General features: G+C 60.6%; 12 protein-coding genes. 9 read left to right on the top strand and 3 right to left on the bottom strand.

Translation table 11 applies throughout. The features are described from left to right. The 8 genes from ACIP8I_RS18930 (at position 1) to ACIP8I_RS18965 (ending at position 8,268) form a co-directional block, all read left to right on the top strand. Positions 1 to 1,002 (top strand): PleD family two-component system response regulator, encoded by a 1,002-nt coding sequence (locus tag ACIP8I_RS18930; protein WP_367083302.1) that lies wholly within the window; start codon positions 1 to 3, stop codon positions 1,000 to 1,002. Positions 1,003 to 1,312: 310 nt separating this feature from the next. Beyond that, positions 1,313 to 2,408, top strand: a protein-coding gene (gene prfB / locus ACIP8I_RS18935; RefSeq protein ID WP_400762988.1) for a peptide chain release factor 2 whose coding sequence is annotated in 2 segments (ribosomal slippage) — positions 1,313 to 1,384 and positions 1,386 to 2,408 — 1,095 coding nt in all. Because the reading frame shifts where the segments join, the coding sequence is not laid out codon by codon here. A 113-nt stretch (positions 2,409 to 2,521) separates the two neighbouring features. After that, positions 2,522 to 4,024, top strand: coding sequence for a lysine--tRNA ligase (gene lysS, locus ACIP8I_RS18940; protein WP_041063265.1), 1,503 nt, complete (start codon positions 2,522 to 2,524; stop codon positions 4,022 to 4,024). A 105-nt stretch (positions 4,025 to 4,129) separates the two neighbouring features. Next, positions 4,130 to 4,843 (top strand): TetR/AcrR family transcriptional regulator, encoded by a 714-nt coding sequence (locus ACIP8I_RS18945; protein WP_007964212.1) that lies wholly within the window; start codon positions 4,130 to 4,132, stop codon positions 4,841 to 4,843. 156 nt (positions 4,844 to 4,999) lie between these two features. Further along, positions 5,000 to 5,557 (top strand): hypothetical protein, encoded by a 558-nt coding sequence (locus ACIP8I_RS18950; RefSeq protein ID WP_367083304.1) that lies wholly within the window; start codon positions 5,000 to 5,002, stop codon positions 5,555 to 5,557. A gap of 24 nt (positions 5,558 to 5,581) precedes the next feature. Beyond that, positions 5,582 to 6,859, top strand: a complete 1,278-nt coding sequence (locus ACIP8I_RS18955) for a flavohemoglobin expression-modulating QEGLA motif protein (protein WP_095667407.1) — start codon at positions 5,582 to 5,584, stop codon at positions 6,857 to 6,859. A gap of 177 nt (positions 6,860 to 7,036) precedes the next feature. Beyond that, on the top strand, positions 7,037 to 7,942 hold the full coding sequence (locus ACIP8I_RS18960) for an alpha/beta hydrolase (protein ID WP_400762991.1): 906 nt from the start codon (positions 7,037 to 7,039) through the stop codon (positions 7,940 to 7,942). Continuing rightward, positions 7,939 to 8,268 carry a hypothetical protein gene (locus tag ACIP8I_RS18965; RefSeq protein ID WP_007964217.1) on the top strand — a complete coding sequence of 110 codons (330 nt, stop codon included), beginning with the start codon at positions 7,939 to 7,941 and terminating at the stop codon, positions 8,266 to 8,268. Before ACIP8I_RS18960 ends, ACIP8I_RS18965 begins: the two co-directional genes overlap by 4 nt. A 141-nt stretch (positions 8,269 to 8,409) precedes the next feature. Here the strand turns inward: ACIP8I_RS18965 and ACIP8I_RS18970 are convergent, their stop codons facing one another. From ACIP8I_RS18970 to ACIP8I_RS18980, 3 genes are all read right to left on the bottom strand, one after another. Then, on the bottom strand, positions 8,410 to 9,198 hold the full coding sequence (locus tag ACIP8I_RS18970) for an OmpA family protein (RefSeq protein ID WP_007964218.1): 789 nt from the start codon (positions 9,196 to 9,198) through the stop codon (positions 8,410 to 8,412). Positions 9,199 to 9,254: 56 nt separating this feature from the next. Further along, a complete protein-coding gene (locus ACIP8I_RS18975) occupies positions 9,255 to 9,659 on the bottom strand; it encodes a DUF4398 domain-containing protein (RefSeq protein ID WP_007964219.1) in 405 nt (134 codons plus the stop codon). Positions 9,660 to 10,024: 365 nt separating this feature from the next. Beyond that, positions 10,025 to 10,369 (bottom strand): pilin assembly protein, encoded by a 345-nt coding sequence (locus ACIP8I_RS18980; RefSeq protein ID WP_400762994.1) that lies wholly within the window; start codon positions 10,367 to 10,369, stop codon positions 10,025 to 10,027. 213 nt (positions 10,370 to 10,582) lie between these two features. Between ACIP8I_RS18980 and ppc the strand changes: the two genes are divergently transcribed. Continuing rightward, entirely contained in the window at positions 10,583 to 13,213 is a 2,631-nt protein-coding gene (gene ppc, locus ACIP8I_RS18985) for a phosphoenolpyruvate carboxylase (RefSeq protein ID WP_400762996.1), read from the top strand. Positions 13,214 to 13,313 lie beyond the last annotated feature (100 nt).

Consider the following 13,313-nt stretch of genomic DNA (forward strand, 5'->3'; position numbering starts at 1 on the left):
ATGAATGATTTACAAATCGACGACATTAAAACCGACGAAAACGCCGCCATGGTGTTGTTGGTGGACGATCAGGCGATGATCGGCGAAGCTGTGCGCCGTGGGCTGTCGAACGAAGAGAACATCGACTTCCACTTCTGCTCCGACCCGCACCAGGCCATCGCCCAGGCGGTACGGATCAAGCCGACGGTGATTCTGCAGGACCTGGTGATGCCCGGCCTCGACGGCCTGAGCCTGGTGCGCGAATACCGCAATCACCCGGCGACCAAGGACATCCCGATCATCGTGCTGTCGACCAAGGAAGACCCGCTGATCAAGAGTGCGGCGTTCTCCGCCGGGGCCAACGATTATCTGGTCAAGCTGCCGGACACCATCGAGCTGGTGGCGCGCATCCGTTACCACTCGCGCTCGTACATGACCCTGTTGCAGCGCGATGCGGCGTACCGTGCGTTGCGCGTCAGCCAGCAGCAGTTGCTCGACACCAACCTGGTGCTGCAACGGCTGATGAACTCCGATGGGCTGACCGGGCTGTCCAACCGCCGGCACTTCGACGAGTACCTGGAGCTGGAATGGCGCCGCTCGCTGCGCGACCAGAGCCAGTTGTCGTTGCTGATGATCGACGTCGATTACTTTAAGTCCTACAACGACAGCTTTGGCCACGTCGAGGGCGACGAAGCGCTGCGCAAGGTCGCCACGGCGATCCGCGACGCCAGCGCCCGACCATCGGACCTGCCGGCACGCTACGGCGGTGAAGAGTTCGCGCTGGTGCTGCCGAACACCTCGCCGGGCGGCGCACGCCTGGTGGCGGAGAAACTGCGCCAGACCGTGGCAGCGCTGAAGATTCCGCACAACACCCCGGGGGAGGGCGCGAGCCTGACCATCAGCATTGGTTTGGCGACGATGGTGCCGCAGGCGGGCAGCGATTGCCGGCTGCTGATTTCGGCGGCGGATCGTGGCCTGTACCTGGCGAAGAACAACGGCCGCAACCAAGTCGGCATCGAATAAACGCTTACCCTCACCCCAGCCCTCTCCCAAAGGGAGAGGGGGCCGACCGAGGTGTCTAGCACTGTACATCGACCTGATCGACCGAGTCGATTATGGATCTTCAAGCTTGGCACTTCCGGATTCAGCAAAGCTCTTTCACGTCGGCGTACCTCTCAAATATCCCCCGATCGGTCCCCTCTACCTCTGGGAGAGGGCTAGGGTGAGGGCAAAGGGTTTAATGATCCCCACACCCGCCAGACGGGCTGCCGTGACAGCGTGATTACGTTATACTCGCCGGCTTTCAAAAGTTCGCCAACGAGTGCTGCCCGTCATGGAAATCAACCCGATCCTGAACACCATCAAGGACCTGTCCGAGCGCTCCGAAACTATTCGGGGGTATCTTTGACTACGATCAAAAGCATGAGCGTCTGATCGAAGTCAATCGCGAGCTTGAAGATCCTGCAGTCTGGAACAAACCTGAATACGCCCAGGAACTGGGTCGCGAGCGAGCATCGCTGGCGCAGATCGTCGACACCCTGGATGAGCTGTCCAGCGGTTTGGCCGATTCCCGCGAGCTGCTCGACATGGCCGTTGAAGAAAACGACGAAGGCGCGGTAAACGACGTCGTTGAACTGCTTCAAGGGCTTGAAGAGTCACTGGCCAAGCTTGAATTCCGCCGCATGTTCAGCCACGAGATGGACCCGAACAACGCCTACCTGGACATCCAGGCCGGCTCCGGCGGCACCGAGGCCCAGGACTGGGCCAACATCCTGCTGCGCATGTACCTGCGCTGGGCGGACAAGCGCGGTTTCGACGCGACCATCATGGAACTGTCGGCCGGTGAAGTCGCCGGTATCAAGGGCGCGACCGTGCACATCAAGGGTGAATACGCCTTTGGCTGGCTGCGTACCGAGATCGGCGTGCACCGTCTGGTACGCAAGAGCCCGTTCGACTCTGGCAACCGTCGCCACACCTCGTTTTCCGCCGTTTTCGTCTCGCCAGAGATCGACGACAAGGTCGAAATCGAAATCAACCCGGCAGACTTGCGGATCGACACCTATCGTTCCTCCGGTGCCGGTGGTCAGCACGTAAACACCACCGACTCGGCCGTACGTATCACCCACGTACCGACCAACACCGTGGTCAGCTGCCAGAACGAACGTTCCCAGCACGCCAACAACGACACCGCCATGAAAATGCTGCGGGCCAAGTTGTACGAGCAGGAAATGCAGAAGCGCAACGCCGCTTCCCAGGCGCTGGAAGACACCAAGTCGGACATCGGCTGGGGTCACCAGATCCGTTCGTACGTGCTCGACGCGTCGCGGATCAAGGACCTGCGTACCAACATCGAACGTAGCGACTGCGACAAGGTGCTCGACGGCGACATCGACGAATACCTGGAAGCCAGCCTGAAATCGGGGCTGTAAAAAGACGCACACAGGGTCGCTGATTCAAGGCGATCCCTGTAGGAGCCAGCCCTGCTGGCGATTCCCGGGCCGCCAGGCCCGGGGGCAACGAACCTGATGGAATATCTGAAGACATGAGCGACCAACAACTCGACCCGCAAGCCCTGCAACAGGAAGAAAACTCCCTGATCGCCCTGCGCAAGGAAAAGCTGGCTGCCGAGCGCGCCAAGGGCAACGCCTTCCCGAACGACTTCCGCCGCGAAAACTACTGCGAAGATCTGCAGAAGAAATACGCGGACAAGACCAAGGAAGAGCTGGCCGAGGCTGCAATCCCGGTCAAGGTTGCCGGTCGCATCATGCTCAACCGTGGCTCGTTCATGGTGATCCAGGACATGACCGGTCGCATCCAGGTCTACGTCAACCGTAAAACCCTGTCCGAAGACACCCTGGCCGCCGTCAAGACCTGGGACATGGGCGACATCATTGCCGCCGAAGGCACCCTGGCGCGTTCCGGCAAGGGCGACCTGTACGTCGAAATGACCAACGTGCGCCTGCTGACCAAGTCGCTGCGCCCGCTGCCGGACAAGCACCACGGCCTGACCGACACCGAACAGCGCTACCGTCAGCGCTACGTTGACCTGATCGTCAACGAAGAAGTACGCCAGACGTTCCGCGTACGCTCGCAAGTGATCGCGCACATCCGCAGCTTCCTGATGAAGCGCGACTTCCTCGAAGTCGAAACGCCGATGCTGCAGACCATTCCTGGCGGCGCCGCAGCCAAGCCGTTCGAAACCCACCACAACGCGCTGGACATGGAAATGTTCCTGCGTATCGCCCCAGAGCTGTACCTCAAGCGTCTGGTGGTTGGCGGTTTCGAGAAAGTGTTCGAGATCAACCGCAACTTCCGTAACGAAGGCGTTTCGACTCGTCACAATCCTGAATTCACCATGTTGGAGTTCTACCAGGCTTACGCCGACTACGAAGACAACATGGACCTGACCGAAGAACTGTTCCGTGAACTGGCACAGCTGGTTCTGGGCAGCACCGACGTGCCGTACGGCGACAAGGTGTTCCACTTCGGCGAGCCGTTTGCCCGTCTGTCGGTGTTCGACTCGATCCTCAAGTACAACCCTGAGCTGACCGCCGATGACCTGAACGACATCGACAAGGCGCGCGCCATTGCCAAGAAGGCCGGCGCCAAGGTGCTGGGCTTCGAAGGTCTGGGCAAGCTGCAGGTGATGATTTTCGAAGAGCTGGTCGAGCACAAGCTGGAGCAGCCGCACTTCATCACGCAGTACCCGTTCGAAGTGTCGCCGCTGGCTCGTCGTAACGACGAGAACCCGAACGTCACCGACCGTTTCGAGCTGTTCATCGGCGGCCGTGAAATCGCCAACGCCTACTCCGAGTTGAACGACGCGGAAGACCAGGCCGAGCGCTTCATGGCGCAGGTGGCCGACAAGGACGCCGGCGACGACGAAGCCATGCACTACGACGCCGACTTCGTGCGTGCGCTGGAGTACGGCATGCCGCCAACGGCCGGTGAGGGTATCGGCATCGACCGTCTGGTGATGTTGCTGACCAACTCGCCGTCGATCCGCGATGTGATCCTGTTCCCGCACATGCGACCGCAAGCGTAAACGTTTCAGTTAAAAAGCCGCCTAAAACAGGCGGCTTTTTATTGCCTGTCTGGTACAAATGTATCAATTGGTTAATTTTGCAATAGCAGAGGAAGTCCAGTCGTGATGGTTGCAATCGCTCAAGAAGGTGCAGCGGGTATCGCCACTGCGGTCGCTGAAAGTGTTCAGTACCAGGGCCGCAAGGCCAGCCGACAGGGCAGTGAGCAGCGTCGACAGGACATTCTCGACGCGGCGATGCGTATTGTCGTGCGTGACGGCGTGCGCGCCGTGCGCCACCGTGCGGTGGCGGCCGAGGCCGGTGTGCCGCTGTCGGCCACCACTTATTACTTCAAGGATATCGATGACCTGCTCACCGATACCTTCGCCCAATACGTCGAACGCAGCGCGGCCTACATGGCCAAGCTGTGGATCAACAACGAAGGCCTGCTGCGCGAGATGGTCGTCAGTGGTGACGGCAGCCCCGAGTCGCGCTCGCAACTGGCGGACGATATCGCGCGGCTGATGGCCGACTATGTGCACCGGCAACTGGTCAACCGGCGCGAGCACCTGATGGCCGAGCAGGCGTTCCGCCAGGAAGCGCTGCTCAACCCGCGGCTGGCGGATCTGGTGCGCTCGCATCAGCAGATTCTGCTGCAGGGCACCTGCCAGTTGTTCCAGGTGCTGGGCTCGCGTGAACCGCAACAGGATGCCAAGGTGTTGACGGCGATTATCGGACGGATGGAATATCAGGGCCTGCTCAACGACGCCGAGCCTTTGGCCGAACAGGACATGCTCGGGATTCTGACGCGGTACATGCATCTGGTCCTGGCCTCGGTGTAAGCCACTGTTGATTTACCCTGTGGGAGCGAGCTTGCTCGCGAAGGCGGACTGACATTCAACATTAATGTTGGCGGTACCACCGCTTTCGTGAGCAAGCTCGCTCCCACAGGGGGAATGTGGCGGTGTTCAGGGCTATGGGTTCATAGGGAGTATTGAATGAAAGCCTGGCGTGGCGTGCTGATCGCCTTGTCGTTCCTGCTGCTCAGTGGCTGTCTGGTGACCTTCAAGGATCCGCTGCCTGCCAGTGACCCGGCGCCCAAGGGCCTGCTGGGCACGTGGGCGAGCACCAATGCCTGGGGCGAGCCGATGAACCTTGAGCTGAGCCGCGTCGGCAACGATCGCTATCAGGCCGTCACCTGGTTCAAGGCCCGACCTCACGAGCGCGAGGCTTACCCGTTCACCGTGTCGCGCCATGGCAGTCGCTGGTACCTGTCGGCGAAAGTGCCGGCGCGTTACGGTGGCCAATACACCATCGCCGGTTTCGAACTCACCGACAAACACGAGTTGGTGGTGTACAACCTCGACCTCGAACAGATCAATCAGGCGATCAAACAGCGAGCCCTCGACGGCAAGGCTTTCCAGACTGAGGACGACGGCGACGGCGTGCAGGTCGACAGCAGCCTCGACAAGGTCTTTGCTTACCTCGACGATCCGGCCAATTCCGATGTCTTCGTCGAGGCCGCGCGCTATCAGCGCCAGGCCCGCGCCAAATAATTCAGTTTTCTACAGGAGTTTCGGGTGGACGATTACCAGCAGACGATACGCACGCTGTCCGATCGCATTGTGCTGGCGCAGACGCCGATCCGCGTGCTCGATGCGGTGAAGTGGGACGAGAACATCCGCAAGGGCTTTCTCAAGGCCAAGGGCAAGGAAATGCCGGCGGTGGATCGCGACTACTACCTCAATCGGCCGCTGTCCTTCGATTCGAGCAAGGTCAAACTGGAATTCCAGAACATCGAGCGCGACATCACCCGCCAGCTCGGCCAGTTCAACCCGGTCGGGCAGATCATGCGGCGCATGTGCAAGGAATACCGCATGGTGGTGCGCATGCTCGAAGCGCGCGGCACCGAGGATTTTGGCTTGATCTCCCAGGAACTCTACGGCGCCGCCTCCGATGCGTTCCACGCCGGCGACCCGACCCTGGCCGACCTCGGCCTGATGATGTCCGACTACCTGAACAACATCGATGGCCGTGGCGACCTGAAGGACGAGCCGAAAGTCCTCACCGCCAAGGACGCCGTGCACCTGCTGCAAACTCGTTTGAACAAGGTGTTCGGTGAGGCCGAAGAAACCATCCGGGTGTTCGAGTCCGACGGCATAGTTGCCGACGCGGCGGCGGGCGCCGACTACATCAAGATCCGCACCGACGCGCTGTTCAACGACCGCGACGTGCGCGCACTGGAAGTCCACGAAGGCCTGGTGCACGTCGGCACCACCCTCAACGGCTTGAATCAGCCGATCTGCACCTTCCTGTCCAAAGGCCCACCCTCGTCGACGGTGACCCAGGAAGGCCTGGCGATCTTGATGGAAATTATCACCTTCGCCTCCTACCCAAGCCGTCTGCGCAAACTGACCAACCGCACCCGTGCCATTCACATGGTCGAGGAGGGCGCGGACTTTTTGCAGGTGTTCGAGTTTTTCCGCGAACAGGGTTTTGAAATGGCCGAAAGCTACGGCAATGCCAGTCGTGTTTTCCGTGGCTCGACGCCGACCGGTCTGCCATTCACCAAAGACTTGTCCTACCTCAAGGGCTTTATCATGGTTTACAACTACATTCAGTTGGCCGTGCGTAAAGGCAAGCTAGAGCAAGTGCCGCTGCTGTTTTGCGGCAAGACCACGCTGGAGGACATGCGTACCCTGCGTCAGTTGGTCGATGAAGGCCTGGTGGTGCCGCCGAAATATCTGCCGGAGCAGTTCCGTGACATGAACGCGCTGTCGGCGTGGATGTGCTTCTCCAACTTCCTCAATCACTTGAGCCTGGACCGGATCGAGGCGGATTACTCCAATATCCTGTAGACCACACTCAAATCCTGTGGGAGCTGGCTTGCCAGCGATTGCATTCTGTCAGTCAATATTGATGTTGGCTGACCCACCGCTATCGCTGGCAAGTCGAATCGTCGCACCGCAGCTCCCACAGGGTTATTTGTTGACACAATTATTGTTTTCAACCCGAATTCTGCGAGGTTTCACCGGATGAGAATCCTCGGCATCCTTTGCCTGCTCCTGACCCTCGGTGGTTGCAGTTCGCTGCTGTTTTACCCCGAACCGGGCCAGATCTTTACCCCGGAAAAAGCCAGGCTCGAATACCGCACCGTGACACTGGTCACGGCGGATGGCCTCAAGCTGAACGCCTGGTGGCTACCGGCCAAACCCGGGGTCGAGGTCAAAGGCACAGTCCTGCACCTGCACGGCAACGGCGGCAATCTGCCGATGCACCTCGGCGGCAGTTGGTGGTTGCCGAAAAACGGTTATCAGGTGCTGCTGGTGGATTATCGCGGCTATGGCTTGTCCGAGGGCAAACCGAGTCTGCCGGCGATCTATCAGGACATCGACGCTGCGTTCGCCTGGCTCGACAAGGCACCAGAAGTCAAAGGCAAACCGCTTATCCTGCTCGGCCAGAGCCTCGGCGGCTCGATGGCCGTGCATTGGCTGGTGCAGCACCCGGAGCGGCAGAAGCAACTCAAGGCCTTCGTGCTCGACGGTGTGCCCGCCAGTTACCGCAGTGTCGGCCAGTATGCCCTCAGCACCTCGTGGCTGACCTGGCCGTTGCAGGTGCCGCTGTCGTGGCTGGTGCCGGACGGCGACAGCGCGATCAACTCGATGCCGCAGCTCAACGGGGTGCCGAAGCTGATCTTTCACAGCATCGACGATCCGCTGGTACCAATGTCCAACGCCATCCGCCTGTATCAGGCTGCGCCGCCACCACGGGTGCTGCAGCTGACCCGCGGCGGCCACGTGCAGACCTTCGGTGACCCGGTCTGGCGCCAGGTGATGCTGCGCTATCTGGAAGATCCCGAACACTTCAACGGCCTGCGCCGCCTCGGCGAGATCCCGAATTATCCGCAACCCCCGAATTCTGAAGATGAGAATCCGCAATGACTGAAGAACGTAACGCCATCCCGCTGATCATCACCGGTATCTGCAGCATCCTCGGCACGGTCGGGGCGCTGTGGTACTACGGCTACCTGCATTTCGCCAAACCCGAGGATGCGCTGCTGCTCAACGAATTCACCATGCTCAAGACCGTGCCGGGCGAAGACTACAAAGTCTCACTGGACCCCGCGCCGCAAGTGGCGCAGTGCATCGATGGCGTGCTGGTGCTGTTCGACACCGAGCAGAAAGGCCTGACCGGGGTGCTGATCAATGCGCAGAAAAAAGCGGTGCGCTGCATGGGCCAGGAAACGCCGCAGAAACTTGAACCTTAAAAGCAAAAGATCGCAGCCTGCGGCAGCTCCTACAGGGAACGCATTCTCATGTAGGAGCTGCCGCAGGCTGCGATCTTTTGATCTTCAACAAAAAGCCCCGCCTGATCACTCAGGCGGGGCTTTTGCGTTAGCGCGTGCTGCTTAGTTCGAGCTGACCGCCGAACGTGGCATCACTGGCTGGTTGTCGTTGGAAATGGTCACTTCCACACGACGGTTCATCGCACGACCCGAGACGCTGCTGTTATCAGCAACCGGGTATTCCTTGCCATAACCCTGAACCACGATGCGCGAAGGATCTACGCCCATCTTGATCAGAGCGACTTGTACCGAGGTCGCGCGACGCTCGGACAGCGACTGGTTGTACGAAGCCGCGCCGGTGCTGTCGGTGTAACCCTCGACGATCACTTTGCGATCAGGGTTTTCCTGAAGGAATTGCGCCAGTTTGTTGATGTTCACCAGACCGCTGGATTTCAGATCAGCCTTGTTGGTGGCGAACAGCACGTCACCGAAAGTCACCAGGGTACCGCGATCGGTCTGCTTGGCGTTCAGGCTCTGCTGCAGTTGTTTGATCTGCTGATCACGAGCGTCCAGACGCGCCTGGGCACGTTGCGCGGCAGCGTTCTTCAGATTGTTTTCAGCGGTGCGCAGGGCGATGGTCTGCTTGGCCACTTCCACGCGCTGGTTGGTCAGGTAGGCCAGTTGGTCTACCTTGGCCGCGTCTTGCTTGTCCAGATAAGCTTTGTCGGCCTTATCCAGGTAGTCGCTGGCGTCCTTGGTTTCCAGGGCAGCAACTTTGCTCGCCTGTGGGTTGGCCTGCAGGCCGGCGTAGTTGGTGCGCGCCTGTTCCAGGTTCGGGTTAGGCGGAGTGGAGCAGGCAGCCAGGGCAACGCTTGCGGCCAGAAGAGCGGGGATCATCAGTTGCTTACGCATAATTTGTCGTCCTTTCTATCGATAAAAGTTTCAGCTTTGCGATTCGGGATGCGCGCTTACTGCACGGTGCGCTGACTTTCCTGACGCAGTTCCTGAACACCTTTCTGGGAATCCTTCACAGCCTGTTCGGCCTTGGCAGCCTGAGCCTTGCGTTCTGCTACGCGAGCGTCCCATTCGGCTTGTTCGGCGAGGGTGCGAGCCTGTTCATACTTCTTGTCGTGCATGGCGATTTCGGCTTGCTTGAGCTTGTCCTGAGCCTGCTTCATTTCCACTGCGGCGAACTCGGTACCACCGGCGCTGACGGCGCTGTTGACGGCCGATTGAGTCACGGCGTACTGCTCGGTCGGCGGGTTACCGGCGCAACCGGCCAGAACGAAGCTGGTACCGATAGCCAGAGCAGCCAGTTTCAGACCGCGCAGGTGGGAGAACGAGGTTTGGGTCTTCATGGTCTTCAACTCCATTGTTTAACTCCTGATAAAACCGAAAATCCATCCTGGTCGAGGAGCCGCAAGCGTCGTGTAAAAGCGCGTTTTTGAAACGCTCGTTCCAGGCGTGGTTACAGCTTCCGACCGGAGGCGTTTTTCAAAAGTTCAGAAAAGATGGCCTATCGCCAAAATTTTTTTTGACCAAACCGACAAGGCTCTAAACCGGGAACTTTGGAGGCGGGGAGAGGTACGCGCGGGGTAGAAGTGTACGATTTTTGAAGTTCAATACAGTCAATGTGGGAGCGAGCTTGCTCGCGAATGCGGTGAATCAGTCGCTTCAATGTCGGCTGAAATAGCGCATTCGCGAGCAAGCTCGCTCCCACAGGTTGATCTTTGTTGTGTCAGTGCTTTTGCTTGCCGACAGCGGCGGATAAATCCTGCAGATGCCGGCGCGACAGCGCCAGAAAACGCGGCGTCGGGCCGACATCTTCATACAGCGGATCGCCTTCTTCATCAGTCGCCACCACCGTCGAACCTTTCACATACGGCAGGCTCGCCTCGAACTCTTCGAGCGCGGCGCCGATCAGTTCGCCAAGCAGTTCTTCGGGGTGGCGCTTGGGGTACATCTCGGCAATCGCCGCCAGTCGCGCAGCGGCCTCGACGTCCAGATGGATCGTGTAGCCAGTGTCGGTCAGGCGACCCTTGGCGTTTTCTTCCCAATGCTGGGCGAGTTCACGGATTTTCATGATGACCTCATGTCACACCTGCTCATGGCAGGATCTGGTGAATGTCCGGCGGGGCCGGCGGCAAGCCGTTGTACGGCTTACTGTTGAGACTAGCTTCAGGCCGCAAGGTTTAAAGTCCCTTCGTCGTCTGCTTGTAAGAAGCGCCACAGAGCGGCACTCTCTGGGCAAAGCATTCGTTTCTGCGCCGTCCCGATTAACGCTGGAGAACTGCTGATGACCGATATTGATGCACGCTTGCGCGAGGACGTTCACCTGCTCGGTGAGCTGTTGGGCAACACCATTCGAGATCAATACGGCGAGGAATTTCTCGACAAGATCGAGCAGATTCGCAAGGGGGCCAAGGCCGACCGCCGTGGCTCGATGGACGCCGAACTCAGCGCCAGCCTCAATCAGTTGAGCGAAGACGAACTGCTGCCGGTGGCGCGGGCGTTCAACCAGTTCCTCAACCTGGCGAACATCGCCGAGCAGTATCAATTGATTCATCGCCGCGAAGAGTCGCAACCGGCGCCGTTCGAGTCCCGCGTGCTGCCGGAACTGCTCGCCCGCCTGCGTAACGAAGGTCACAGCGCCGAATCCCTGGCCCGGCAACTGGCGCGCCTGGAAATCGAACTGGTGCTGACCGCGCACCCGACCGAGGTGGCGCGGCGCACCTTGATCCAGAAGTACGACGCGATCGCTGCGCAACTGGCCGCGCAGGATCATCGCGATCTGACCAGCGCCGAACGCGAACAGATCCAGAACACCCTGCAACGGCTGATTGCCGAAGCCTGGCACACCGAAGAAATCCGCCGCACCCGGCCGACCCCGGTCGACGAAGCGAAATGGGGCTTTGCGGTGATCGAACATTCGCTGTGGCAGGCGATTCCCAACCATATGCGCAAGGCCGATCAGGCGTTGTTTGCCGCCACTGGCCTGCGTTTGCCACTGGAGGCGGCGCCGATCCGCTTTGCTTCGTGGATGGGCGGCGACCGTGACGGCAACCCGAATGTCACGGCGGCGGTAACCCGCGAAGTGCTGTTGCTGGCGCGCTGGATGGCCGCCGACCTGTATCTGCGCGATGTCGATCACCTGGCGGCCGAGCTGTCGATGCAGCAGGCCAGCGATGCGCTCAAGGCCAAGGCCGGTGACAGTGCCGAACCTTACCGGGCGGTGCTCAAGCAATTGCGCGAACGCCTGCGCGCCACGCGCAACTGGGCGCATGCGTCGCTCAGCGCGACAACGCCACCGCCAGCCGACGTGTTGCACAACAACCGCGATCTGCTCGATCCGCTGGAGCTGTGTTTCAACTCGCTGCACGAATGCGGCATGGGCGTGATCGCCGATGGGCCGTTGCTCGATTGCCTGCGCCGGGCGGTGACCTTCGGCCTGTTCCTGGTGCGCCTCGATGTGCGTCAGGATTCGACGCGGCATAGCTCTGCGATGACCGAAATCACCGACTACCTCGGCCTCGGTCGCTACGAAGACTGGGACGAAGAGCAGCGCATCAGCTTCCTCACCCGAGAGTTGAGCAATCGTCGGCCCTTGCTCCCGGCGCATTTCAAACCGTCCGCCGACACTGCGGAAGTGCTCGCCACCTGCAAGGAAATCGCTGCCGCACCGGGCGCCTCGCTGGGTTCTTACGTGATCTCGATGGCGGGCGCCGCCTCCGACGTGCTGGCGGTGCAACTGCTGCTCAAAGAGTCCGGCGTACTGCGGCCAATGCGCGTGGTGCCGCTGTTCGAAACCCTCGCTGACCTCGACAACGCCGGGCCAGTGATGGAGCGGCTGTTGCTGTTGCCGGGCTACCGCGCCAGGCTGCAAGGCCCGCAGGAAGTGATGATCGGTTACTCCGACTCGGCCAAGGACGCCGGCACCACCGCCGCCGCTTGGGCGCAATACCGCGCGCAGGAGCGGCTGGTGGAGATCTGCCGCGAGCAGCAAGTCGAACTGCTGTTGTTCCACGGTCGCGGTGGCACCGTGGGTCGCGGCGGCGGTCCGGCACACGCGGCGATTCTGTCGCAGCCGCCGGGGTCGGTGGCGGGGCGTTTCCGTACCACCGAACAGGGTGAAATGATTCGATTCAAATTCGGCCTGCCGGACATCGCCGAGCAGAACCTCAATCTGTATCTGGCTGCCGTACTCGAAGCGACGTTACTGCCACCACCACCGCCGACGCCGGAATGGCGGCACCTGATGGATGAACTGGCGGCTGATGGCGTCGCCGCGTACCGCGCCGTGGTGCGTGAAAATCCGCAGTTCGTCGAGTATTTCCGCCAGTCGACACCGGAGCAGGAGCTGGGGCGCTTGCCCCTTGGCAGCCGTCCGGCCAAGCGCCGTGCCGGTGGGATCGAGAGCCTGCGGGCGATTCCGTGGATCTTCGGCTGGACCCAGACTCGTCTGATGCTACCGGCCTGGCTCGGCTGGGAAAGCGCGTTGAGCAAGGCGCTGGAGCGCGGCGAAGGCGAATTGCTCGGGCAGATGCGCGAGCAATGGCCATTTTTCCGCACCCGTATCGACATGCTGGAAATGGTCCTGGCCAAGGCCGACGCCGATATCGCGCTGTCGTACGACCAGCGTCTGGTCGAGCCGGACTTGCTGCCGTTGGGCGCGCAGTTACGCGACCTATTGTCGCAGGCGTGTGCGGTGGTGCTTGGTCTGACCGGGCAGTCGCAGCTGCTGGCACATAGCCCAGACACCCTGGAATTCATCCGTCTGCGCAACACCTATCTTGATCCGCTACATCTATTGCAGGCCGAGCTGTTGGCCCGATCACGGCAGCAAAATGTCGAGCAGGGCAGCCCGGTGGAGCAGGCGCTGCTGGTGTCTGTGGCGGGGATTGCCGCCGGGTTGCGCAATACCGGCTAAGGTTTCTGCGCTGGCATCAGGCACCCGGTGCACAGGCCGGGTGTCGCTTTGTACACAGGGAGAAAGTGCGGGCAGGCGACAGTTAGTGATGGGGTTGCGA

The organism is Pseudomonas sp. NPDC088414 (assembly GCF_044753325.1).
In the GTDB taxonomy this organism is placed as follows: domain Bacteria; phylum Pseudomonadota; class Gammaproteobacteria; order Pseudomonadales; family Pseudomonadaceae; genus Aquipseudomonas.